The sequence below is a fragment of the Exiguobacterium flavidum genome (genome assembly GCF_003344535.1).
Lineage (GTDB): Bacteria > Bacillota > Bacilli > Exiguobacteriales > Exiguobacteriaceae > Exiguobacterium_A > Exiguobacterium_A flavidum.
Window position 1 is genome coordinate 2,501 of record NZ_QPKS01000015.1, and the last position, 22,544, is coordinate 25,044.

The following is a 22,544-nucleotide window of genomic DNA, read 5'->3' on the forward strand; positions in this document are numbered from 1 at the left end:
ATTCCTCTACTTTTTGAATTACGCGGTGCGCAAGCTCATTATAATACGTTTCGAACGGATGTCCATCCCGATAAATGGATGGCGCGAAGTCCGCATCGTTCTCGTAAGGCTGTCCGAGCGGAATTTTCGCAAGGATATCCGTTTTGAGCGCTTCTGAGAGACGCTCTCCTCCACCGCTTCCGAACACGTACTCCTTCTCTCCTGTCAGCTTACTTTCGAAGTATGCCATGTTCTCGACGATACCAAGCAGACGGTGGTTCGTCTTGATCGCCATCGCGCCTGCACGGGCAGCGACGAATGCCGCAGTCGCGTGCGGTGTCGTGACGATCAGTTCCTGGCAGCTTGGCAGCATCGAATGGATGTCGAGTGCGACGTCTCCCGTCCCTGGCGGCAGGTCGAGCAGCAAGTAATCGAGGTCGCCCCAGTGGACATCAGCGAAGAAGTTGTTGAGCATCTTCCCAAGCATCGGTCCGCGCCAGATGACCGGTGCGTTGTCTTCGACGAAGAAGCCCATCGAGATGACTTTGACACCGAATCGTTCGACCGGGACGATCCGGTCGTCGACGACAGTCGGACGGTTTTCGATTCCCATCATGTCAGGGACACTGAACCCGTAGATGTCTGCATCGATCAGACCGACCTTCTTACCTGCCCGTGCGAGAGCGACGGCGAGGTTCACGGATACCGTCGATTTCCCGACGCCCCCTTTACCGGATGCGATCGCGATGAACGTCGTACCGGATTCCGGACGAAGGAGAGCCGGCGTGGTCGCCGCCTGGATGCCATGGTCGCCCAGTGCCTCGAAACGAAGCCCGACCGTCTTGAATCCTTTCTCCTTCAGTTCCTTGACGATCTGTTGCTGGAGCACGAGCTGCTCGCCTGAGCCTGCCTGAGCCAACGCGATCTTCAAACTGACGTAGTCACCCTTGATGCGTACGTCACGAATTCCATTCGTATCAGCAAGCGGGCGGTCGATCGTCGGGTCGACGAGCTTGCCTACCACCTCGCGAATTTCTGTTTCATTCAACATTGTGTTTCCCCCTGAGAGCGTTCGACTTGATTTCAATCTCAGTATAGCAAAAACGAGAGAGCGCTTGCACGATGTGGCTCCGATTTCTGGAAACTCTAAATACGTTCAACACGCTTCCCATGATGCCGGACCGCGTTCCATGCCCTGTTCTCTGATACGTGAAAGCGTTCCGCGACTTTCCGGAGAGGTGTTCCCTGCTCATAGGCGCTTCGCATCAAGCGGAGCTCTGAAGGCGCAAGGGTGACGCGCTCCGTCCGTTCAAGCTCTTCTAAAAACTCGTCGAGGCGTTCTTTCGCCGGTTTCACGTAGACGAGGTTCTCTGCCGCATTGTTCATCCGGCCATCTACATGAACGATTCCTTCATGCAGAGCAGGTCTTTCGAGAAAAGCCTCTGCGACGAGTTCATGCAGAGACCGGCGATCCCGCCGTCCCTCCCTGCAGAGTGTGACTTTCAAATATCCGTCCCTTCCCAATGACGTCTTCAACGGTCTTCCCCGCCGCTGCTGTTCGAATCCGTTGACGCGGATCGTCCGGTCGACGGAGCGGACGCGCCCTGTGTTCGCCACCTCGTAGTACCCTTCATATCCCGGGACCGGGATCCATCTCTCTTCGTTCTTCATCGCTGAATCCTTCCTTTGTTAAAATGAGTGTCAGCCTATACGCTCATTTTAACAAAAGCGAAAGGGATATGCGAACGTACATTCCCAACCCGTGTTTCTTTCATTTTCACACAAAAAAACCTCTCTCCCGAAGGAGAGAGGTTGATTCGAAAGATTAACGTTTTGAGAACTGTGGTGCACGACGAGCTGCTTTAAGACCGTATTTCTTACGCTCTTTCATACGAGCATCGCGTGTCAAGAAGCCTTTCGCTTTGAGAGCGCCACGGAATTCTGGATCCGCTTGGAGAAGAGCACGTGAGATACCGTGACGGATAGCGCCTGCTTGACCAGTGAAGCCGCCGCCTTTGACCGTTACGATTACATCGTACTTGCCTTCTGTTTCTGTGATAACGAGTGGTTCTTTCGCAGTCATGATCAAAGTCTCATAACCGAAGTATTCGCTGATATCGCGTCCGTTTACTGTGACTTTACCGTCGCCAGCAACGAGGAAAACGCGAGCTGCCGCGTGTTTACGGCGACCTGTGCCGTAGTAACGTACATCTGCCATCGTTTGTGCCTCCTAAATTCGTATTAACCGCGAAGTTCGTAAACTTCTGGTTGTTGTGCTTCGTGCTTATGAGCTTCTCCAGCGTAGACGTGGAGTTTGTTGAACATTTGACGACCGAGGCTACCTTTTGGAAGCATCCCTTTGATCGCGAGTTCGAGCATACGCTCAGGTTTGTTAGCGAGCAAGTCTTTCGCTACTGTTACTTTAAGGCCGCCTGGGTGACCTGAGTGACGGTAGTACATCTTGTTGTTGAGTTTGTTACCAGTCAATACGATTTTTTCGACGTTAACGAGGATAACGTGATCCCCACAGTCAACGTGTGGTGTGAACGTAGCTTTGTGCTTACCGCGGAGAAGTGAAGCAACTTCGCTCGCAAGGCGACCGAGAGTTTTTCCTTCAGCGTCGATAAGGAGCCATTTGCGTTCTACATCAGTAGCTTTCGCCATGAAAGTTGTGCGCATGTAAAATACCTCCCAAGGATTTCAAGTTTCTTTTTGATTTTTCATTTATTCACTGACTGTGAATCTATCATAATCTTAGGTGTACGGGGCTAAGATTGTGGTTTCATAATAAATGAAATGCCAATAAACATTGTATGTTTTTTATCGGATATTGTCAAACCTCTTTTTGAACGGGATAGAAAACTTCCCACAAATAGAGACCGTGCGGCGGTGCCGTCACACCGGCAGCGCTCCGATTCTTCGCTGCCAGCATGAGTGGGACGTCGTCCGGGCTGAAGCGACCGCGCCCGATGTCGAGCATCGTCCCGACGAGGATCCTCACCTGATTGTACAGGAAGCCGCTCCCCCGGAAGCGGAAGATGAGTTCGTCCCCCTGCTCGATCAGTTCCGCCTCATGGATCGTCCGGACCCGGTTGTCGGTCTCCGTCTTCGCGACACAGAACGAGCTGAAGTCGTGCGTGCCGACGACATGCCGGAGCGCTTCCCGTATGCGCCCGATATCGAGCTTGTACGGTACCGCGACGGCATAGTTTCTCCGGAAGGCGTCCTCGCTCCTTCTGACGAAGTAGCGGTATTCCTTGCCGGTCACATCATACCGTGCCTGAAAATCAGGAGCGGCCTCCTCACACGTTCGGACACGGATGTCCCCCGGCAGAAGCGTGTTGAGTGCACGAACCATGTTCTCAGGAGAGATCGACAGTTCCGTATCGAAATGGATGACTTGCCCCTGCGCGTGCACACGGGCGTCTGTGCGTCCGGAACCGATCACTTTGACCGGGTGCTTATGCATCCGCTCAAGCGTCTTCTCGAGCACCTCCTGGATCGTCAAGCCGTTCGGCTGGACCTGATAACCTGAATAGTTCGTTCCGTCATATTGGATGATGCATTTCAGACGTCTCATGACGTCACCCCTCTCAAGGCGACGAGGATGACGGCGAACACGCCGAGGATGAGCAGCAGGATCGTATCCCGGCTCGTCCACGTCGTCTCCCGCAGCCGCGTTCGCCCTTCGCCGCCGCGGTAGCCGCGTGCCTCCATCGCCGTCGCCAGGTCCTCCGCCCGCTTGAACGCCGAGATGAAGAGCGGGATGAGGAGCGGGATGATCGCCCGGAGACGTTCCTTGATCGGCCCGGCCGTCAAGTCGACGCCTCTCGCCTGCTGCGCCTTCATGATTTTGTCCGTCTCCTCCGCGAGCGTCGGCAGGAAACGGAGCGAGATCGACAGCATGAGAGCGATCTCGTGGGTCGGCAGACGGAAGACACGAAGCGGTTTCAACATCAGCTCCACTGCATCCGTCAGCTCGATCGGCGAAGTCGTCAACGTGACGAGCGTCGTGATCGAGACGAGATAGAAGAAGCGAAGCGAAACGAAGACAGCGAGACGTAAGCCTTCCGAGTAGATCTTGAACCAGCCGAACGTCAAGAGGACCTCCCCCTGACGCGTAAAGAGCAGCTGGATCACGAACGTGAACGCGATCAGGAATAAGACAGGCCGCAGCCCCTTCAGGACGTAGCGAAGCGACAAGCGGCTGCTCGCGAGCGCTGCGAACGTGAAGACGAGCAGGAAGATGTTCGTCGCGGCATTGTTCGCAAGGAACACGAGCGGGATGAAGCAGAGCGCGAAGATCAGCTTCGCGGGCGCTGACGTCCGGTGAAGGAACGAATCACCCGGTATATGTTGTCCGACGATCATGGGCGTCCCTCCTTCAGCGCGATGATCCAGTCGGCCGCCTCGGCTTCCGTCCGAAGAAGCGGACGTTCCCGCCCGAGACGATCAGCGAGCGCCCACGTCAAGGACAGGACGTGCGGCAGATCGAGCCGGAACTGCTCGACGAGCGTTTCTTGCGCAAACAGTTCGAGCGGTGTCCCGTCAAAGGCGACCCTTCCGTCCGCCATGACGACGACGCGTTCCGTATATTCGAGCACCTGATCCATATCGTGGGTGATGAGCAGCAGTGTCATGCCGCTCTCGGCATGCAGGCGGGCGAACAGACGGAGCATCTTCTGCCTGCCGTCAGGATCAAGTCCTGCCGTCGGTTCATCGACGATCAACACGTCTGGTCGACTAGCAAGGACGCCTGCGATCGCAACGCGCCTCATTTGCCCACCAGACAGGTCAAACGGCGAACGCGACCAGAACCGTTCATCGAGCTCCACGGTCCGCAGCGCTTCCTCGGCGAGTGCTTTCGCCTCCTCCTCCGAATGCCCGAAATTGCGCGGCCCGAACATGACGTCCTTTAGGACCGTCTCCTCGAACAGCTGGTACTCCGGATATTGAAAGACGAGACCGACTCGTTTACGGAGCGGTTTCAAATCTTGTTTCTTCTTCGGTTCGATGATGATGTCATCGACCTGGATTTTCCCGGACGTCGGTTTGAGCAGTCCATTCATATGTTGGACGAGCGTCGACTTGCCGGATCCCGTATGCCCTACAAACGCAACAAGCGCCCCTGACGGAATCTCGAGATTCACATCACGCAGCGCGACACGTTCGAACGGTGTATGGAGTTGGTACGAAAAATTAAGATCCTGGATTAGGATTGGCATATGCGGTTCACCAATTTTCTTTCGTCTACTATCGTCTCTCCGAGATCCATCCCTCGATCTTTAAGCAGCTCCTGCATCCGGATGACGAATGGGACGTCGAGTCCGATGCCTTTGAGAAAAGAGGCTTCCTTGAAAACTTCGAGTGGTGTTCCTTCAAGTACGATGCGGCCTGCTTCCATCACGATGACACGGCTGGCAGCAAGTACCTCGTCGAGCTCATGCGTGATCGCCACTACGGCCATCGGATTGTTTTCATACAATTCTTGAACGGTCGACATGACCTCTCGCCGTGCGAGTGGGTCGAGCATCGATGTTGCTTCATCGAGCACGAGGACTTCAGGGCGCATCGCGATTGCCGAAGCGATCGCGACACGCTGCTTCTGTCCGCCGGAGAGTTGATGGGGTTCCCGTTCAACAAACTCCGTTAGGCCAACGCGCGCTAGACTGTCGTCGATTCGACGAACCATTTCCTCGCGTGGCACTCCCCAGTTCTCTAAGGAGAATGCCACGTCGTCGCGCACGGTCGTGCCGACGAATTGGTTATCGGGATTTTGGAAGACGATGCCGATTGCGCGGCGCATCTCCCAGATCTCTTCTTCCACCGCGCTCGAATAGCGCGAAGCGACGGTAACCGTCCCTTGTTCCGGAAGCAAGAGCCCGTTGAACAATTTCGTCAGCGTCGATTTTCCGGAGCCATTGTGGCCGACGATGGCTACCCATTCGCCTGCCGCAATGGAAAGAGAGACGTCCTGCAAGGCTGGTTTCTCCTGATCCGGGTAACGGAACGTCACACGGTCTAGTTCGATCAGCGTCTGCATAAGCTCTCCTCCTTCATCAAATCAACAATTTCATTTGTAGAAAAAGGGCAGAAGCGGGATGCGCACTGCCCTTTTGAATTCGCTCAAAAGATTAAACGAGTTCGATGATTACGACTTCAGCGCCGTCACCGCGACGTGGGCCGACTTTCATGATGCGTGTGTAGCCGCCTTGACGTTCAGCGAAGCGTGGTGCGATTTCAGCGAACAACTTTTGGATCGCGTCTTGATCTTTACCTGCTTCGTTTTGACCAGCTGCTTCACGACGAACGAAAGATGCAACTTGACGACGAGCGTGGAGATCACCGCGTTTACCTAGTGTGATGAGTTTCTCAACGATCGGGCGAAGTTCTTTCGCTTTTTGTTCAGTTGTTTGGATACGCTCGTTGATGATGAGATCAGTCGCAAGGTCACGGAAAAGTGCCTTACGTTGCGAGCTTGTACGGCCTAGTTTCGAGTATGCCATGGATAGAGTCCCTCCTTCTTGCAATTAGTATTAGTCTTCTTTGCGCAGACCAAGTCCGAGTTCGTCGAGTTTCGCTTGAACTTCCTCGAGGGATTTACGTCCGAGGTTACGGACCTTCATCATCTCGTCTTCGCTCTTGTTCGCGAGTTCTTGAACCGTATTGATGCCAGCGCGTTTCAAACAGTTGTACGAACGAACTGAGAGATCGAGTTCTTCGATCGTCATTTCGAGTACCTTCTCTTTTTGATCTTCTTCCTTTTCGACCATGATTTCAGCATGGAGCGCTTCGTCCGTAAGACCAACAAAGATGTTCAAGTGTTCTGTCATGATTTTCGCACCGAGCGACACCGCTTCTTCAGGACGGATCGAACCGTCTGTCCAAACGTCGAGTGTCAACTTATCGAAGCTAGCATCTTGACCGACACGTGTTTTTTCGACTTGATAGTTCACACGTTGAATCGGTGTGTAGATCGAGTCGATCGGGATGACGCCGATTGGCATATCGTCCCGCTTGTTATCTTCAGCCTGAACATACCCACGGCCGCGACGTGCAGTCAAACGCATATGAAGCGATGCGCCTTCAGCAAGTGTTGCGATGTGAAGTTCTGGGTTGAGGATTTCGACGTCACTGTCGTGCGTGATGTTCGCAGCAGTCACATCGCCAGCGCCTTGAATATCGATCTCGAGTGTTTTCTCTTCATCCGAGTACACTTTGAGGGCGAGTTTTTTCAGGTTCAAGATGATTTGGGTAACGTCTTCTACTACGCCATCAATCGTCGAGAACTCATGAAGAACGCCATCGATTTGCACTGCAGTGACTGCAGCACCCGGAAGTGAAGACAACAGGATACGACGCAATGAGTTACCAAGCGTAGTACCGAATCCACGCTCAAGCGGCTCGACTACGAATTTACCAAACGTAGCGTTCTCGCTTAATTCGACCGTTTCAATCTTCGGTTTTTCGATTTCGATCATCTGAACCCCTCCTTGAATATCGTCCATGTTGGCCATCGCGTTCAATCGCCAACCGTCTTGTGTAATGTTTCGACTGCTTGGTCAAACGAACAGATTATACTCGATTTCCCGTTCCGCAGTACAAGACGGGTTACACGCGACGACGTTTTGGAGGGCGGCAACCGTTGTGTGGAACTGGAGTTACGTCGCGGATCGCTGTAACTTCGAGACCGACAGCTTGAAGTGCACGAATTGCAGCTTCACGACCTGCGCCAGGACCTTTAACGTTTACTTCTACAGTACGCATACCGTTGTCCATTGCTGTCTTTGCTGCTGTTTCAGAAGCAAGTTGAGCTGCGAATGGAGTCGATTTACGCGAACCTTTGAAGCCCATGTTTCCTGCAGTTGCCCAAGAGATAGCGTTCCCTTGTGTGTCAGTGATCGTGATGATCGTGTTGTTGAATGTTGAACGGATGTGAACGACACCAGATTCAATATTCTTTTTGACTTTGCGTTTGCTACGGACATTTTGTTTACGTTTAGCCATATTAGTTTACCCTCCCTTACTTCTTCTTGTTCGCGACTGTACGGCGCGGGCCTTTACGCGTACGCGAGTTGTTTTTAGTGTTTTGACCACGAACTGGAAGACCACGACGGTGACGGACACCACGGTAGCAACCGATTTCGATCAAACGTTTGATGTTGAGTGAGATTTCACGACGAAGGTCACCTTCGACTTTAACTTTATCCAAAGCATCACGGAGTTGGTTGAGTTCTTCCTCAGTCAAGTCGCGAGTACGAGTATCTTCAGAGATACCAACTTCCTTCAAGACTTTTTGAGCAGTTGTTTTACCAACACCATAGATGTAAGTGAGTGAGATTACGATACGTTTCTCACGTGGAATATCTACACCAGCAATACGTGCCATGTGTGCACCTCCTTGTTTAATTACCCTTGTTTTTGTTTATGCTTAGGGTTTTCGCAAATAACCATTACTTTGCCTTTACGGCGGATAACTTTACACTTTTCACAGATCGGTTTAACCGAAGGTCTTACTTTCATTGTGAATTACCTCCTCCTGAAAAAATCGGAGTTTTTATTTGAAACGGTATGTGATCCGTCCGCGAGTCAAGTCGTATGGTGACAACTCGACCGTTACTTTGTCTCCTGGAAGGATCCGAATGAAGTGCATCCGAATTTTACCTGAAACGTGCGCGAGGACCGTGTGGCCGTTTTCTAACTCCACTTTAAACATCGCGTTTGGAAGCGGCTCGATAACCGTGCCTTCCACTTCAATTACATCTTGTTTCGCCATCAATTATACCCCTTTCTCTATAAAGTTGATTGGGAGCCCAGACGATTTGTAGCGCTAGGGGCTTTCTAAGCCGTGAGAGAGATATCGGTCACAAACACGAGTGGCAGCGGCTTAAAAAGGTGACACCAATAACGCGCACAGCTCACTCTGCATCGACCGTTAAGATCTCGTAGCCGTCGTCTGTGATGGCGATGGTGTGCTCAAAGTGGGCGCACATGCTACCGTCCACCGTCACTACCGTCCAATTGTCGGATAGTGTGCGAACATAGCGTTTCCCGACATTGACCATTGGCTCAATGGCCAGTGTCATGCCGGTTTTCAGGCGCGGCCCTTTCCCCGGTGGTCCGTAGTGTGGAATTTGCGGATCTTCATGCAAATTTTGACCCACTCCATGGCCCACGTATTCGCGGACTACAGAAAAATTCGCTGCTTCGACATGTGACTGTATCGCATGCGAAATATCTGTCAGATGCACGCCAGCCTTGGCGCGCTCCAATCCTTTATACAGAGATTCCTCGGTCACGTCAAGTAACCGCCTCGTCTCCTCAGAGATTGTTCCTACCGGATAGGTCCAGGCAGAGTCACCATGGTAACCGTTGTACTGAGCCCCGATATCGATCGAGATGATGTCGCCATCCTTCAATACACGCTTACCAGGGATGCCATGGACGAGTTCTTCGTTCACCGACGCGCAAATGCTGCCGGTAAACCCATTATATCCTTTAAACGACGGTGTTGCCCCGTAACTTCTAATGATACGTTCCGCGATGGCGTCGAGTTCCCCCGTCGTCACCCCTGGACGAATGTGAGCTTTGAGCTCCTTATGCGTCCGGGCGACGATTCGCCCCGCTTCCCGCATGATGTCGATTTCACGTGGCGCCTTGGTGATGATCATTACTTCGCACCGAACAGTGCTTGAACATCCGTGTATACCTCGTTGATTGGACGATCACCGTCCAAATTACGAAGATACCCTTTTTCGCCGTAAAAGTCAATGAGTGGTTGTGCTTGTGCAACGTTGACCTCAAGGCGGCGGCGGACCGTCTCCTCTTGATCGTCTTCACGCTGTACGAGCGCCGACCCATCGTTATCACAGATGCCTTCAACCTTTGGCGGGTTGTAGATCACGTGATACGTAGCGCCACATGTCGGGCAGATCCGGCGGCCTGTCAAACGAGGGACAAGCTTTTCAGGATCGACTTCGATGTGAACGACGTGGTCGATTTTCTTGCCGAGGTCAGCAAGGAGAGCTTCGAGAGCATCTGCCTGTTTGACCGTACGTGGGAAACCGTCAAGAAGAAAACCGTTCGCACAGTCTTCTTTGGCGAGACGTTCACGAACGATGCCGATAGTGACTTCATCCGGAACGAGTTCCCCTTTATCCATGTACGATTTCGCTTCCTGCCCGAGCGGTGTTTGATCTTTGATCGCCGCACGGAACATGTCGCCTGTCGAGATATGCGGAATGGCGTAGTCTTCGATGATTTTCGCAGCCTGCGTCCCTTTTCCAGCACCCGGCAAGCCCATCAATACTAGATTCATGTCGGTAGCCTCCACTTTCTATAGACACAACAGAAAGGAAAGGGATGGTCCCCTTCCTCCCGCTTTATCGGATAAAGCCTTTGTAGTGTCGTTTTACAAGCTGACTTTCGATCTGCTTCATCGTCTCTAGTCCGACGCTGATGACGATCAGCAAGCTCGTACCCCCGATTTGAACGGAGTTCGGAAGACCGGCGAACTTGATGAAGAACGTCGGTGCGACCGCGATCAACGCGAGGAAGAGCGAGCCGAACAATGTCAGACGATAGAGGATCTTCGTGATATACTGTTCCGTCTGCTTACCAGGTCGGATACCAGGAATGTATCCGCCTTGCTTCTGGAGATTCTCAGCCATCTGCTCAGGATTGACCTGAACGAACGTGTAGAAGTACGAGAAGGCGATGATCAAAGCAACATAGATCGACATGCCGAGCGGGCTCGTATAGTCGAAGATGTTTTGAATCTTCGCTGCCGTATCTGCATCTGCAAAGAATCCAGCAATCGTCGGTGGCGTCACCATGAACGACACCGCGAAGATGACTGGGATGACCCCAGCGGCGTTCAATTTAATCGGCAAGTGAGTCGATTGACCGCCAACTGGTGCACGGTTCACCATACGCTTGGCGTATTGAATCGGAATCTTACGCGCAGCTTGCTGCACGTAGATGACACCGACAGTGACCGCGAGCACGATCAAGAGCAGCAGTACGATGTAAAGCACATTGATGAACAAAGCATCCCCTGCATTTTGGAGCTTCGTTTCGTAGATCTGACGGAACGCATTCGGGAAACCGGCGACGATACCTGCGAAGATGATGATTGAGATCCCGTTCCCAATCCCCTTCTCCGTGATAAGCTCACCGATGAACATGAGGAATGCAGTACCCGCCGTCAAGACGAGTGCAATGACAACGTATGTCCAGGTGCCGAATCTTTCATCGACGAGACCTGGGTAGATACGGTTAAATCCAAGCGAAATTCCAAACGCTTGGACTAAACCGAGTACGATCGTTCCATAGCGCGTCACCGTTGCTAACTTCTTACGGCCCGCCTCTCCTTGTTTCGCCCATTCGGCAAACTTTGGAACAACGTCCATCTGTAAGAGTTGGACAACGATCGAGGCCGTGATGTACGGCATTATTCCCATCGCAAAGAGTGAGAAGTTCTGCAAAGCATTCCCGCCGAAGGAGTTCAAGAAGCCCAAGATCCCGTTCTCGTCAATCTTGAACACTTCCGTATTCACCATCGGGACAGGGATGTGTGCTCCTAGACGGAACACAATCACCATCGCGAGTGTGAAGAGAATGCGCCGACGAATGTCGGCTACGCGCCACATATTGGAAATCGATCGAAACATTAGATCACCTCAACCGTACCGCCAGCAGCTTCGATTGCTTGCTTCGCAGCTTCGGAGAACTTATGAGCTTTGACCGTCAGTTTCTTTTCAAGCTTACCGTTTGAGAGTACTTTAACGCCGTCTTTCAAGCCTTTGACTGCACGAGTCTCAGCAAGAAGTTCCGGTGTGATTTCAGTACCGTCCTCGAAACGGTTGAGTGTGTCAAGGTTGATGACCGCGAACTCTTTACGAGTCGGGTTGTTGAAGCCGCGTTTTGGCAAACGACGGTAAAGTGGGTTTTGACCACCTTCGAAACCTGGACGTACACCACCGCCTGAACGAGCTTTTTGACCTTTGTGACCGCGACCAGATGTCTTACCGTTACCAGTAGCCATACCGCGACCAACACGGTTACGTGTAGAACGTGACCCTTCAGCTGGTTTCAATTCATGGAGTTTCATAGTGGCACCTCCTCCTAGATTTATATCGAACTACGATTACTCTTGAATTTCTTTTACTGTCAGCAAGTGTGACACATGGTTAATCATCCCACGCATAGCATCGTTGTCAGGAACGACAACAGTTTGGTGCATCTTGTTGAGACCAAGCGTACGGACTGTGACGCGTTGGTTCTCAGGACGACCGATCATGCTGCGTGTGAGGGTAACTGCGAGTTTCGCCATTTGTTTTCCCTCCCTTTCTTAACCGCGAAGTTCTTCTACGCTCTTACCACGTAGTTTCGCAACTTCTTCAGCACGCTTAAGCGATTTGAGACCTTCGACCGTTGCACGGACCATGTTGATCGGCGTGCTAGATCCAAGTGATTTCGAGAGAATGTCATTGATTCCCGCGAGCTCGAGAACCGCACGAACTGGACCACCAGCGATGACTCCAGTACCTTCAGAAGCAGGCTTCATGAAGACTTTACCTGCACCGAACACACCGTTGACTTCGTGTGGGATAGTCGTGTTGACGATTGGCACTTGTACCATGTTTTTCTTTGCATCTTCGATTGCTTTACGGATCGCTTCAGGCACTTCCTGAGCTTTACCCGTACCGAAACCTACGTGACCATTCTTGTCACCAACGACGACGAGTGCAGCAAAACGGAAGCGACGGCCACCTTTTACTACTTTCGCGACGCGGTTTACGGTAACAACGCGTTCTTCGAGTTGATCCATGTTAATTTCTAACTGGCGCATGTAGAGGTTCCCTCCTTTTCTATTAGAATTTGAGACCAGCTTCACGAGCTGCTTCAGCTACAGCTTTGATACGTCCATGATAGAGGTATCCTCCACGGTCGAATACGACTGTTTCGATTCCTTTTTCAATAGCGCGCTCAGCTGCGAGCTTACCGACCGCTGTTGCAGCGTCAGTCGTGTTGCCTTTCTCAAGATCAAGTGATGATGCAGATGCGATAGTCGCATGAGTTGCATCGTCGATGATCTGTACGTAAATGTTCTTGTTCGAGCGGAATACGTTCATACGTGGACGAGTTGCAGTCCCGATGATTGTACGACGGACACGACCATGACGTTTTTTACGCGAAGCGTTCTTATCTGCCTTTGAGATCATTTATGCCACTCCTTTCCGGTCAATTCGTAGCGAATTACTTACCTGTTTTACCTTCTTTACGACGAACGACTTCATCACTGTAACGGATCCCTTTACCTTTGTACGGCTCAGGTTGACGGTACGAACGGATGAGAGCAGCAACGTGTCCAACACGTTCCTTGCTGATACCGCGAACGATGATTTGCGTGTTCGTAGGAACTTCGACTTCAATGCCTTGTTCCGGAGTGTACTCGATTGGGTGTGAATAACCGAGGTTGAGTACGATCTTGTTACCTTGTTTTTGTGCACGGTAACCGACACCTTGAATATCAAGCGTCTTCGAGAAGCCGTTGTTCACACCTTCGACCATGTTCGCGATAAGCGCACGAGTCGTTCCGTGGATAGTACGGTTCGCTTTCTCGTCGTTCGGACGAGTGACGATGACTTGGTTTTCTTCTACGTTGATTGCCATTGTCGGGCTGAACTCACGTGTGAGTTCCCCTTTAGGACCTTTTACTGTAACCGAGTTGTTCTCGACTGTTACTGTAACGCCTGCTGGGATGACGACTGGCTTTTTACCAATACGTGACATTTAAGACACCTCCGTTCTTTTATGCGTGAATTACCAGATGTATGCGATCACTTCGCCGCCGACTTTTTGTTGGCGAGCTTCTTTGTCTGTCATTACACCTTTAGATGTTGAGATGATAGCGATTCCGAGACCACCGAGTACTTTCGGGACTTCGTCAGCCTTCGCGTAAACGCGGAGACCTGGTTTCGAGATACGTTTGAGGCCAGTGATTACGCGCTCGTTGCTAGCGCCGTATTTAAGGAATACGCGAAGCGTACCTTGTTTGTTGTCCTCGAGATATTCAACATCGCGGATGAAACCTTCACGTTTGAGGATTTCAGCGACTTCACGTTTGATTGTCGAAGCTGGCATTTCCAACTTCTCATGGCGAACCATGTTTGCGTTACGAATGCGTGTAAGCATATCTGCAATCGGATCTGTCATAACCATGCGATGTACCTCCTTTCACAATTCTAGTGGATTACCAGCTTGCTTTTTTAACACCAGGGATTTGACCTTTATGAGCGAGCTCACGGAACATAATCCGGCTGATACCGAACTTACCAATGTAACCGTGTGGACGGCCAGTGATACGGCAACGGTTGTGAAGACGAACCGATGACGAGTTACGTGGGAGTTTGCTCAAACCGATGTAGTCGCCTTGTGCTTTCAATTCTGCACGTTTTTCAGCATAACGCTCAACGAGTACTTGACGTTTTACTTCGCGTGCGATCATTGATTTCTTAGCCATGTTGTCGACCTCCCTCTATTATTTTTGGAATGGCATGCCGAGTGCTGTGAGAAGCTCACGTGACTCTTCATCTGTGTTAGCTGTCGTTACGATGACGATGTCCATACCACGGACTTTAGATACGCGATCGTAATCGATCTCAGGGAAGATCAATTGTTCCTTCACGCCGAGCGTGTAGTTACCGCGGCCGTCGAATGATTTCTTCGAGACACCACGGAAGTCACGTACACGTGGAAGTGACACGTTGATCAACTTGTCGAGGAATTCGTACATGCGCTCGCCGCGAAGTGTTACTTTCGCACCGATTGGCATACCTTCACGAAGTTTGAAACCAGCGATTGATTTCTTCGCTTTCGTGATGAGTGGCTTTTGACCAGTGAGGAGTTGCAACTCTTCTACTGCCATGTCAAGTGCTTTCGAGTTCGACACTGCGTCACCAACACCCATGTTGATTACGATCTTGTCGACCTTAGGAGCTTGCATAACTGAAGAGTAGTTGAACTTCTCCATCATAGATTTTACGATTTCATCTTGGTATTTAGCTTTTAAACGGTTCATCAGAAAGTGGACCTCCTTTCTTCAAATCTTATTTATCTAGCGCTTCGCCCGATTTTTTAGCGATACGTACTTTCTTGCCGTCAACCACAGAGTAACCAACACGAGTTGGAGTTCCTGTCTTAGGGTCGATGAGCATGACGTTCGATACGTGAATCGGTGCTTCTTTCTCTACAATTCCGCCTTGCGGGTTGAGTTGAGAAGGTTTCGAGTGTTTTTTAATCATGTTAACGCCTTCGACGATAACGCGATTTTTCTTTGGCATCGCAGTAAGGATAACGCCTTGTTTGCCTTTATCTTTACCAGTCGTGACCATAACTTTATCACCTTTTTTGACATGCATCGTTAGAGCACCTCCTTGTAGGAATCTATTGGAATTAAAGTACTTCCGGTGCCAACGAGACGATCTTCATGAAGTCTTTTTCACGAAGTTCACGTGCGACTGGCCCGAAGATACGTGTGCCACGCGGGCTTTTGTCATCCTTGATGATGACAGCTGCGTTTTCGTCGAAACGGATGTACGAACCGTCTTTACGACGAACACCACGTTTAGTACGAACGACTACTGCGCGTACAACGTCACCTTTTTTGACAACGCCACCTGGTGTTGCTTGTTTAACTGTACAAACAATTACATCACCGATGTTAGCAGTTTTGCGACCAGAACCACCGAGGACCTTGATCGTCAAGACTTCACGAGCTCCTGAGTTATCTGCTACTTTCAAGCGAGATTCTTGTTGAATCATACGATTGTACCTCCCTCCGGATATTTAATGATCCGAACTAATTAGAGTTTAGATGATTACTGCTTCTTCAACGACAGATACGAGACGGAAACGTTTGTCCTTAGAAAGTGGACGTGTTTCTTGAATGCGTACGACATCACCGATTTTAGCTGTGTTGTTCTCATCGTGCGCTTTGTACTTTTTCGAGTAGTTTACGCGTTTGCCGTAGAGCTTGTGCTTTACTTTTGTTTCAACTGATACGACGATCGTCTTATCCATTTTGTCAGATACGACGCGTCCAGTTAACACTTTGCGGTTGTTAGTGCGTTCCATTGAGTGTACCTCCTCTCAGAATCCGAGTGAATTATGCGTTGTTGATGCCGAGTTCGCGTTCACGAAGAACGGTTTTCGCGCGTGCAATCGACTTGCGCACTTCACGGATACGAGCAGGGTTCTCAAGCTGACCAGTCGCAAGTTGGAAGCGAAGGTTGAACAACTCTTCTTTCCACGAACCGACTTTACCGTTGAGCTCTTCTGTTGTTTGCTGACGGAGATCAGTTGCTTTCATTCGTATCACCACCATTTTCTTCACGTTTTACGAACTTACATTTTACTGGAAGTTTGTGTGATGCAAGACGGAGAGCTTCGCGTGCGATCTCTTCCGATACTCCTGCGATTTCGAACATGACTTTGCCCGGTTTGACGACTGCTACCCAGCCCTCCGGAGCACCTTTACCCGAACCCATTCGGACTTCGAGAGGTTTTTTAGTGTATGGCTTGTGTGGGAAGATCTTGATCCACACTTTACCACCACGTTTCATATAACGAGTCATCGCGATACGCGCTGATTCGATTTGACGGCTAGTGATCCAGCTTGCTTCTTGCGCTTGGATACCGAACTCACCGAAGTGTACTGTAGTACCACGTTTCGCTTTACCACGCATGTTGCCGCGGTGAACACGACGATATTTTACACGTTTTGGTAACAACATGTTGTGTTGCCTCCTTCCCTAGATCGGATCTGGATTATTCTTCGTTTGCTGCGACTTTTTTAGTCGGAAGTACTTCACCGTGGTGGAGCCATACTTTTACGCCGATTTTGCCGTAAGTCGTATCAGCTTCTGCAGTACCGTAGTCGATGTCTGCACGGAGTGTATGAAGTGGGACAGTACCTTCCGAGTACTTCTCAGAACGAGCGATATCAGCGCCGCCAAGACGACCAGAAACTTCAGTCTTGATTCCTTTGATACCAGAACGCATTGAGCGTTGGATCGATTGCTTCATCGCACGACGGAACGATACGCGGCCTTCAAGCTGGCGAGCGATGTTCTCAGCTACGAGTTTAGCTACAGCATCCGGGTTTTTCACTTCAACGACGTTGACGTGAACGCGTTTGCCGTTTGTAAGGTTAGTGATGTCTTTACGGAGTGTTTCGATCTCCGATCCGCCTTTACCGATAACCATACCAGGTTTAGCAGTGTGGAGCGAAATGTTTACGCGGTTTGCAGCGCGCTCGATTTCGATTTGTGAAACGCTCGCGTCTTTAAGACGTTTTTCGATATATTCACGAACTACGTAGTCTTCATGAAGGAGATCAGCATAGTCTTTATCTGCGAACCAACGTGATTCCCAGTCTTTGATGATACCTACGCGAAGACCAGTTGGGTTAATCTTCTGACCCACGGTAATCCCTCCTTATTTTTCAGATACCACGATGTGTACGTGGCTCGTGCGTTTGTTGATGCGGCTTGCGCGCCCCATTGCGCGTGGGCGGAAACGTTTGAGCGTTGGACCTTCGTTGACGTAAGCCTCTGTTACTACGAGGTTTTCGATATTCATGTCGAAGTTATGCTCAGCGTTCGCGATTGCCGATTTCAATACTTTCTCGACGATAGGCGTTGCAGCCTTGTTCGTGTAAGCGAGAACTGAAAGTGCTTCGCCGACTTGCTTCCCGCGGATAAGGTCTACGACGAGACGTGCCTTACGAGGAGCAATGCGAACCATGTTAGCCGATGCTTTAGATTGCATGTTGAGTACCTCCCCTCAGATTAACGTTTCGTCTTCTTATCGTTTCCAGCGTGTCCTTTGTAAGAACGCGTAGGAGCGAATTCACCAAGTTTGTGACCGACCATATCTTCTGTCACGTAAACCGGTACGTGTTTACGACCATCGTATACAGCGATCGTGTGACCGATGAACTCTGGGAAGATTGTCGAGCGGCGTGACCAAGTTTTGATAACGTGCTTATCACCAGCTTCGTTAGCCTTGTCGACTTTAGCGAGCAAGTGGTGATCTGCGAATGGACCTTTTTTCAAGCTGCGACCCATAGTTGTACCTCCCTTTGGCATGATTTCGGAACGGCTCGTTCGGCGAACCGCTCGCAAATCATGTGATTATTTTTTAGAACGACGAACGATGTATTTGTCGCTCGCTTTGTTTTTCTTACGTGTTTTGTATCCAAGAGCTGGTTTACCCCAAGGAGTGAGTGGGCCTGAACGACCGATTGGTGCGCGACCTTCACCACCACCGTGTGGGTGATCAACCGGGTTCATTACAGAACCACGAACTGTTGGACGTTTTCCGAGCCAGCGTGAACGACCGGCTTTACCGATGTTGACGAGCTCGTGCTCTTCGTTACCGACAGCACCGACTGTTGCACGGCAAGTAGCGAGGATCATGCGTGTTTCGCCTGATTGGAGACGAACGATCGCGTATTTCCCGTCTTTACCGAGAAGCTGAGCAGAAGTACCAGCTGCGCGAACGAGCTGACCACCTTTACCTGGCTTGAGTTCGATGTTGTGGATGAGCGTACCGACTGGGATGTTAGAAAGCGGAAGCGCGTTACCGACTTTGATGTCAGCCTCTGCGCCAGACATGATCTGCATGTCTACTTTCAATCCTTTAGGTGCGAGGATGTAGCGTTTTTCACCATCGATGTAGTGGATAAGAGCGATGTTAGCTGAGCGGTTCGGATCGTACTCGATCGTTGCTACGCGGCCAGCGATGCCGTCCTTGTTCCGTTTGAAGTCGATGATACGGTATTTACGTTTGTGTCCGCCACCTTGGTGACGTACTGTCAAACGACCTTGGTTGTTACGACCGCCCTTTTTCGAAAGCTTTTCAGTCAACGATTTTTCAGGACGTGAAGCCGTAATTTCAGCGAAGTCGAGTGCAGTCATATTACGACGACCGTTAGTGGTCGGTTTAAACTTTTTAATTCCCATCGAGAGTTCCCTCCTTTTCTACAGAATACCGATTAACCGAGGTAATCGAGTTCTTTGCTATCTGCAGTAAGCGTGACGACCGCTTTTTTGCGGCGTGCTGTGTAACCAGCGTGACGACCTACGCGTTTTGCTTTTGGTTTTGAGATAAGTGTGTTGACTTTCGCAACTTTCACTCCGAAGATCGCTTCAACAGCATCTTTGATTTGACCCTTAGATGCCTTCACGTCTACTTCGAAAGTGTACTTTTTCTCAGCCATTTGATTCACTGAGCGTTCAGTGATTACAGGACGTTTGAGAATATCGTGTGTGTGTGCCATTATGCAAGCACCTCCTCTACTTTCGCAACAGCGTCCTTCGTAATGACGACTTTGTCGTGTGCGACAAGGTCAAGGACGTTTACACCAGCAGCGTCAACGACTGTGACACCCGGGATGTTGCGTGTTGAAAGAACGACCATCTCATTGTAGTCAGCTGTGACGACGAGAACTTTACGCTCGATTGAAAGAGCAGCGAAGACCGAAATCATGTCTTTTGTTTTCGGTGCATCGATTGTCAATCCTTCGAGGACGATGAACTCGTTGTTAGCGACCTTCGACGACAATGCCGAACGAAGTGCGAGACGACGAACTTTTTTAGGAAGCTTGTAAGAGTACGAACGTGGTGTTGGACCGAAGACCGTTCCACCGCCAACCCATTGTGGCGAACGGATCGAACCTTGGCGTGCACGACCAGTACCTTTTTGTTTCCATGGTTTACGGCCGCCACCGCGAACTTCCGAGCGACCCTTCGTATCATGTGTACCTTGGCGACGTGAAGCTTGTTGCATGACGATTGCGTCATACAGGACTGCTTCGTTCGGCTCGATTCCGAAAACGGCATCTGCGAGCTCGATGTCTCCGACTTGTGTACCTGTTTGGTTAAGCAAAGCTACTTTAGGCATTCGTTATTCCTCCTTTCCTTGCAAACGATTAGTTGCCTTTTACCGCAGATTTGATGACTACTTGGCTCTTACGTGCGCCTGGGATAGCACCCTTGACGAGGAGCAAGCCGCGTTCAGCATCAACTTTTACGATTTCAAGGTTTTGAACAGTGATTTGCTCGCCACCCATGCGTCCTGGGAGAAGTTTCCCTTTGAATACACGGTTAGGAGCGACTGGACCCATTGAACCTGGGCGACGGTGGTAACGCGAACCGTGAGCCATTGGACCACGTGATTGGTTGTGGCGCTTGATCGCACCAGCAAAACCTTTACCTTTCGACGTACCTGTTACATCAACCATTTCGCCTGCAGCGAAAGTATCTGCCTTAATCTCTTGACCGATTGTGAAATCTGATACGGATGTACGGATTTCTTTAATGAAGCGCTTAGGAGTCGCGTTTGCTTTCGCAGCGTGACCTTTTTGCGGTTTGTTTTGACGACCTTCTTTGATATCACCAAAGCCGAGTTGGACTGCTTCGTAACCGTCCACTTCCATCGTCTTCACTTGAAGAACGACGTTACCTTCTACTGAAACGACAGTAACAGGTACTACTTCGCCTGATTCGTTGAAGATTTGTGTCATACCGAGTTTAGTTCCTAAGATTCCTTTAGCCATGAGATACACCTCCTAAATATTGAATGTTTTGATCTTCTGGCTAGTATCAACTATCTATAGAAGAATTAAAGTTTGATTTCGATGTCAACGCCCGATGGAAGTTCAAGACGCATAAGCGCATCAACTGTTTTCGGTGTTGGGTTAACGATGTCGATCAAGCGTTTGTGTGTGCGCATTTCGAACTGCTCACGAGCATCTTTGTACTTGTGAACCGCACGAAGGATCGTGTAGATCGATTTCTCCGTTGGGAGTGGGATCGGACCTGATACTTTCGCACCTGAACGTTTCGCTGTTTCGACAATCTTCTCAGCCGATTGATCAAGCACGCGGTGATCGTATGCTTTCAAACGGATCCGAATTTTTTCGTTTGCCATGTTGTTTCCCTCCTTTTCGCCTACTTTTCTAAATAGACATTCTCCGCGGAAATTTCCACCCCAGCCATGGCAATGCCGCCGGGCGTGTCATAACCTCCCGCTTCATCGCGTTGTGTTTGTGACCAACATATTCTAGTTTACTCAATTCCAGAACGGAAAGCAAGCAAATTAAATAGAATATGTTTTCAAGTCTCTCACCACTCGCACAAACACTTTTTATAGTATATAAGATGTCAGACCATGTTGCAACACCTGTTTGAAAATTAACGATCTGTTTTCACTATAGAAAAAACCTTCCGCCACGGGAGACGGAAGGTTTTTATCTCATTGATTACTCAACGATTTCAGTTACAGATCCAGCGCCTACAGTACGGCCGCCTTCACGGATTGAGAAACGAGTCTCTTTTTCAAGAGCGATTGGCGCGATGAGTTCAACAGTCATTTCGATGTTGTCCCCAGGCATTACCATTTCAGTTCCTTCTGGAAGTTGGCACATACCAGTTACGTCAGTTGTACGGAAGTAGAACTGCGGGCGGTAGTTAGCGAAGAACGGCGTGTGACGGCCACCCTCTTCTTTAGAAAGAACGTAAACTTGCGCTTTGAACTTTTTGTGCGGAGTGATCGTGTTCGGCTTAGCGAGAACTTGTCCACGCTCGATGTCGTCACGCGATACACCACGGAGAAGTGCACCGATGTTGTCGCCAGCTTCAGCATAGTCAAGAAGCTTACGGAACATCTCTACACCAGTACATACTGATTTTTTAGTCTCTTCGTGAAGACCAACGATTTCAACTTCGTCGTTGACTTTAAGAACTCCACGCTCAACGCGGCCAGTTGCTACTGTACCACGACCAGTGATCGAGAATACGTCCTCGACTGGCATCATGAAGTCTTTGTCAGTGTCGCGAGTTGGCTCAGGGATGTACTCATCAACAGCGTTCATGAGTTCCATGATTTTTTCTTCCCATTGTGGTTCGCCGTTAAGCGCGCCAAGAGCAGAACCCTTGATTACTGGGAGATCGTCGCCTGGGAAGTCGTATTCAGAAAGAAGCTCACGGATTTCCATTTCAACGAGTTCAAGAAGCTCTTCGTCGTCAACCATGTCGACTTTGTTCATGAATACTACGATGAAAGGAACACCTACTTGACGTGAAAGCAGGATGTGCTCACGTGTTTGTGGCATTGGACCATCAGTTGCAGATACAACGAGGATCGCGCCGTCCATTTGAGCAGCACCAGTGATCATGTTTTTAACATAGTCAGCGTGACCTGGGCAGTCAACGTGTGCGTAGTGGCGTTTTTCAGTTTCGTACTCGATGTGAGCTGTTGCGATTGTGATACCGCGCTCGCGCTCTTCTGGAGCACCATCGATTTGGTCGAACTTAGTAGCAGCCTTACCTTGTGCTTTTGCAAGTACAGCAGAGATCGCTGCAGTCAAAGTTGTTTTACCGTGGTCGACGTGGCCGATTGTACCAACGTTAACGTGCGGTTTAGAACGGTCGAATTTTTCCTTACCCATTCCGAATTCCTCCTCTATGTGTCTCATAATTTATTAACTAGGAAGG

39 protein-coding genes (1 of these 39 cut by a window edge) are annotated in these 22,544 nt (G+C 50.3%); all 39 read right to left on the reverse strand.

Annotated elements, in window-relative coordinates:
• On the reverse strand, window positions 1-1,030 hold the 5' portion of the coding sequence (locus tag DFG60_RS12635; protein WP_114572142.1) for an Mrp/NBP35 family ATP-binding protein. It extends 2 nt beyond the left edge of the window; the window shows 1,030 of its 1,032 coding nt (coding positions 1-1,030); its start codon is at window positions 1,028-1,030; only part of the stop codon is in view: it crosses the left edge, with 1 base visible at window position 1.
• A 95-nt stretch (window positions 1,031-1,125) separates the two neighbouring features.
• A complete protein-coding gene (locus DFG60_RS12640) occupies window positions 1,126-1,650 on the reverse strand; it encodes an NUMOD4 domain-containing protein (RefSeq protein WP_114572143.1) in 525 nt (174 codons plus the stop codon).
• A 154-nt stretch (window positions 1,651-1,804) separates the two neighbouring features.
• Window positions 1,805-2,197: a 30S ribosomal protein S9 gene (gene rpsI / locus DFG60_RS12645; protein ID WP_023466655.1), complete on the reverse strand. Its 393-nt coding sequence runs from the start codon at window positions 2,195-2,197 to the stop codon at window positions 1,805-1,807.
• Between the two features lie 23 nt (window positions 2,198-2,220).
• Window positions 2,221-2,658 (reverse strand): 50S ribosomal protein L13, encoded by a 438-nt coding sequence (gene rplM / locus DFG60_RS12650; RefSeq protein ID WP_114572144.1) that lies wholly within the window; start codon window positions 2,656-2,658, stop codon window positions 2,221-2,223.
• A 154-nt stretch (window positions 2,659-2,812) separates the two neighbouring features.
• On the reverse strand, window positions 2,813-3,559 hold the full coding sequence (truA, locus tag DFG60_RS12655) for a tRNA pseudouridine(38-40) synthase TruA (RefSeq protein ID WP_114572145.1): 747 nt from the start codon (window positions 3,557-3,559) through the stop codon (window positions 2,813-2,815).
• Window positions 3,556-4,350 carry an energy-coupling factor transporter transmembrane component T family protein gene (locus DFG60_RS12660; RefSeq protein WP_114572146.1) on the reverse strand — a complete coding sequence of 265 codons (795 nt, stop codon included), beginning with the start codon at window positions 4,348-4,350 and terminating at the stop codon, window positions 3,556-3,558. Before DFG60_RS12660 ends, truA begins: the two co-directional genes overlap by 4 nt.
• Entirely contained in the window at window positions 4,347-5,204 is an 858-nt protein-coding gene (locus DFG60_RS12665) for an energy-coupling factor transporter ATPase (RefSeq protein WP_114572147.1), read from the reverse strand. The genes DFG60_RS12660 and DFG60_RS12665 overlap by 4 nt, the downstream gene beginning before the upstream one ends.
• Window positions 5,192-6,022 (reverse strand): energy-coupling factor ABC transporter ATP-binding protein, encoded by an 831-nt coding sequence (locus DFG60_RS12670; RefSeq protein ID WP_114572148.1) that lies wholly within the window; start codon window positions 6,020-6,022, stop codon window positions 5,192-5,194. Before DFG60_RS12670 ends, DFG60_RS12665 begins: the two co-directional genes overlap by 13 nt.
• Before the next feature lie 91 nt (window positions 6,023-6,113).
• On the reverse strand, window positions 6,114-6,485 hold the full coding sequence (rplQ, locus tag DFG60_RS12675) for a 50S ribosomal protein L17 (protein WP_114572149.1): 372 nt from the start codon (window positions 6,483-6,485) through the stop codon (window positions 6,114-6,116).
• A gap of 30 nt (window positions 6,486-6,515) precedes the next feature.
• Window positions 6,516-7,460 carry a DNA-directed RNA polymerase subunit alpha gene (locus DFG60_RS12680; RefSeq protein WP_114572150.1) on the reverse strand — a complete coding sequence of 315 codons (945 nt, stop codon included), beginning with the start codon at window positions 7,458-7,460 and terminating at the stop codon, window positions 6,516-6,518.
• Between the two features lie 130 nt (window positions 7,461-7,590).
• On the reverse strand, window positions 7,591-7,986 hold the full coding sequence (gene rpsK / locus DFG60_RS12685) for a 30S ribosomal protein S11 (protein ID WP_114572151.1): 396 nt from the start codon (window positions 7,984-7,986) through the stop codon (window positions 7,591-7,593).
• A gap of 16 nt (window positions 7,987-8,002) precedes the next feature.
• Window positions 8,003-8,368, reverse strand: coding sequence for a 30S ribosomal protein S13 (gene rpsM, locus DFG60_RS12690; RefSeq protein ID WP_114572152.1), 366 nt, complete (start codon window positions 8,366-8,368; stop codon window positions 8,003-8,005).
• Window positions 8,369-8,388: 20 nt separating this feature from the next.
• Window positions 8,389-8,502 carry a 50S ribosomal protein L36 gene (rpmJ, locus tag DFG60_RS12695; protein ID WP_003156543.1) on the reverse strand — a complete coding sequence of 38 codons (114 nt, stop codon included), beginning with the start codon at window positions 8,500-8,502 and terminating at the stop codon, window positions 8,389-8,391.
• A 34-nt stretch (window positions 8,503-8,536) separates the two neighbouring features.
• Window positions 8,537-8,755 carry a translation initiation factor IF-1 gene (gene infA / locus DFG60_RS12700; protein ID WP_012369032.1) on the reverse strand — a complete coding sequence of 73 codons (219 nt, stop codon included), beginning with the start codon at window positions 8,753-8,755 and terminating at the stop codon, window positions 8,537-8,539.
• Window positions 8,756-8,897: 142 nt separating this feature from the next.
• Window positions 8,898-9,650, reverse strand: a complete 753-nt coding sequence (gene map / locus DFG60_RS12705; protein ID WP_114572153.1) for a type I methionyl aminopeptidase — start codon at window positions 9,648-9,650, stop codon at window positions 8,898-8,900.
• The gene (locus tag DFG60_RS12710; protein ID WP_114572154.1) at window positions 9,650-10,297 is read right to left on the reverse strand and encodes an adenylate kinase; all 648 of its coding nucleotides are present in this window, start codon (window positions 10,295-10,297) and stop codon (window positions 9,650-9,652) included. Before DFG60_RS12710 ends, map begins: the two co-directional genes overlap by 1 nt.
• A 64-nt stretch (window positions 10,298-10,361) precedes the next feature.
• A complete protein-coding gene (gene secY, locus DFG60_RS12715) occupies window positions 10,362-11,651 on the reverse strand; it encodes a preprotein translocase subunit SecY (protein ID WP_114572155.1) in 1,290 nt (429 codons plus the stop codon).
• Window positions 11,651-12,091, reverse strand: a complete 441-nt coding sequence (gene rplO / locus DFG60_RS12720) for a 50S ribosomal protein L15 (protein WP_114572156.1) — start codon at window positions 12,089-12,091, stop codon at window positions 11,651-11,653. Before rplO ends, secY begins: the two co-directional genes overlap by 1 nt.
• A 36-nt stretch (window positions 12,092-12,127) precedes the next feature.
• Window positions 12,128-12,313 (reverse strand): 50S ribosomal protein L30, encoded by a 186-nt coding sequence (gene rpmD, locus DFG60_RS12725; RefSeq protein ID WP_114572157.1) that lies wholly within the window; start codon window positions 12,311-12,313, stop codon window positions 12,128-12,130.
• Window positions 12,314-12,331: 18 nt separating this feature from the next.
• On the reverse strand, window positions 12,332-12,832 hold the full coding sequence (gene rpsE, locus DFG60_RS12730; protein ID WP_114572158.1) for a 30S ribosomal protein S5: 501 nt from the start codon (window positions 12,830-12,832) through the stop codon (window positions 12,332-12,334).
• Window positions 12,833-12,854: 22 nt separating this feature from the next.
• On the reverse strand, window positions 12,855-13,205 hold the full coding sequence (rplR, locus tag DFG60_RS12735; RefSeq protein WP_114572159.1) for a 50S ribosomal protein L18: 351 nt from the start codon (window positions 13,203-13,205) through the stop codon (window positions 12,855-12,857).
• A 34-nt stretch (window positions 13,206-13,239) separates the two neighbouring features.
• On the reverse strand, window positions 13,240-13,776 hold the full coding sequence (gene rplF / locus DFG60_RS12740; protein WP_114572160.1) for a 50S ribosomal protein L6: 537 nt from the start codon (window positions 13,774-13,776) through the stop codon (window positions 13,240-13,242).
• A 30-nt stretch (window positions 13,777-13,806) separates the two neighbouring features.
• The gene (gene rpsH, locus DFG60_RS12745; RefSeq protein ID WP_114572161.1) at window positions 13,807-14,205 is read right to left on the reverse strand and encodes a 30S ribosomal protein S8; all 399 of its coding nucleotides are present in this window, start codon (window positions 14,203-14,205) and stop codon (window positions 13,807-13,809) included.
• 31 nt (window positions 14,206-14,236) lie between these two features.
• Window positions 14,237-14,506 (reverse strand): 30S ribosomal protein S14, encoded by a 270-nt coding sequence (rpsN, locus tag DFG60_RS12750; RefSeq protein ID WP_114572162.1) that lies wholly within the window; start codon window positions 14,504-14,506, stop codon window positions 14,237-14,239.
• An 18-nt stretch (window positions 14,507-14,524) separates the two neighbouring features.
• Window positions 14,525-15,064, reverse strand: coding sequence for a 50S ribosomal protein L5 (rplE, locus tag DFG60_RS12755; protein ID WP_114572163.1), 540 nt, complete (start codon window positions 15,062-15,064; stop codon window positions 14,525-14,527).
• A 28-nt stretch (window positions 15,065-15,092) separates the two neighbouring features.
• Window positions 15,093-15,404: a 50S ribosomal protein L24 gene (gene rplX, locus DFG60_RS12760; RefSeq protein ID WP_114572164.1), complete on the reverse strand. Its 312-nt coding sequence runs from the start codon at window positions 15,402-15,404 to the stop codon at window positions 15,093-15,095.
• Between the two features lie 34 nt (window positions 15,405-15,438).
• Window positions 15,439-15,807 (reverse strand): 50S ribosomal protein L14, encoded by a 369-nt coding sequence (gene rplN, locus DFG60_RS12765; RefSeq protein WP_114572165.1) that lies wholly within the window; start codon window positions 15,805-15,807, stop codon window positions 15,439-15,441.
• Between the two features lie 48 nt (window positions 15,808-15,855).
• On the reverse strand, window positions 15,856-16,119 hold the full coding sequence (gene rpsQ / locus DFG60_RS12770; RefSeq protein WP_114572166.1) for a 30S ribosomal protein S17: 264 nt from the start codon (window positions 16,117-16,119) through the stop codon (window positions 15,856-15,858).
• A gap of 31 nt (window positions 16,120-16,150) precedes the next feature.
• A complete protein-coding gene (gene rpmC / locus DFG60_RS12775) occupies window positions 16,151-16,354 on the reverse strand; it encodes a 50S ribosomal protein L29 (protein ID WP_012369017.1) in 204 nt (67 codons plus the stop codon).
• Window positions 16,341-16,778, reverse strand: a complete 438-nt coding sequence (gene rplP / locus DFG60_RS12780; protein ID WP_012369016.1) for a 50S ribosomal protein L16 — start codon at window positions 16,776-16,778, stop codon at window positions 16,341-16,343. The genes rpmC and rplP overlap by 14 nt, the downstream gene beginning before the upstream one ends.
• A 34-nt stretch (window positions 16,779-16,812) precedes the next feature.
• Window positions 16,813-17,469 carry a 30S ribosomal protein S3 gene (gene rpsC / locus DFG60_RS12785; RefSeq protein WP_114572167.1) on the reverse strand — a complete coding sequence of 219 codons (657 nt, stop codon included), beginning with the start codon at window positions 17,467-17,469 and terminating at the stop codon, window positions 16,813-16,815.
• Between the two features lie 12 nt (window positions 17,470-17,481).
• Window positions 17,482-17,814 carry a 50S ribosomal protein L22 gene (gene rplV / locus DFG60_RS12790; RefSeq protein ID WP_114572168.1) on the reverse strand — a complete coding sequence of 111 codons (333 nt, stop codon included), beginning with the start codon at window positions 17,812-17,814 and terminating at the stop codon, window positions 17,482-17,484.
• 20 nt (window positions 17,815-17,834) lie between these two features.
• A complete protein-coding gene (gene rpsS, locus DFG60_RS12795) occupies window positions 17,835-18,113 on the reverse strand; it encodes a 30S ribosomal protein S19 (protein WP_012369013.1) in 279 nt (92 codons plus the stop codon).
• A 66-nt stretch (window positions 18,114-18,179) separates the two neighbouring features.
• Window positions 18,180-19,010: a 50S ribosomal protein L2 gene (gene rplB, locus DFG60_RS12800; protein WP_114572169.1), complete on the reverse strand. Its 831-nt coding sequence runs from the start codon at window positions 19,008-19,010 to the stop codon at window positions 18,180-18,182.
• A gap of 32 nt (window positions 19,011-19,042) precedes the next feature.
• Window positions 19,043-19,327, reverse strand: a complete 285-nt coding sequence (gene rplW, locus DFG60_RS12805) for a 50S ribosomal protein L23 (RefSeq protein ID WP_114572170.1) — start codon at window positions 19,325-19,327, stop codon at window positions 19,043-19,045.
• Window positions 19,327-19,950 (reverse strand): 50S ribosomal protein L4, encoded by a 624-nt coding sequence (gene rplD, locus DFG60_RS12810; protein ID WP_114572171.1) that lies wholly within the window; start codon window positions 19,948-19,950, stop codon window positions 19,327-19,329. Before rplD ends, rplW begins: the two co-directional genes overlap by 1 nt.
• 28 nt (window positions 19,951-19,978) lie before the next feature.
• Window positions 19,979-20,605: a 50S ribosomal protein L3 gene (gene rplC / locus DFG60_RS12815; protein WP_114572172.1), complete on the reverse strand. Its 627-nt coding sequence runs from the start codon at window positions 20,603-20,605 to the stop codon at window positions 19,979-19,981.
• A 65-nt stretch (window positions 20,606-20,670) separates the two neighbouring features.
• Window positions 20,671-20,979 carry a 30S ribosomal protein S10 gene (gene rpsJ, locus DFG60_RS12820; RefSeq protein ID WP_114166682.1) on the reverse strand — a complete coding sequence of 103 codons (309 nt, stop codon included), beginning with the start codon at window positions 20,977-20,979 and terminating at the stop codon, window positions 20,671-20,673.
• A 331-nt stretch (window positions 20,980-21,310) separates the two neighbouring features.
• Window positions 21,311-22,498 (reverse strand): elongation factor Tu, encoded by a 1,188-nt coding sequence (tuf, locus tag DFG60_RS12825; protein ID WP_114572173.1) that lies wholly within the window; start codon window positions 22,496-22,498, stop codon window positions 21,311-21,313.
• Window positions 22,499-22,544: the final 46 nt, after the last annotated feature.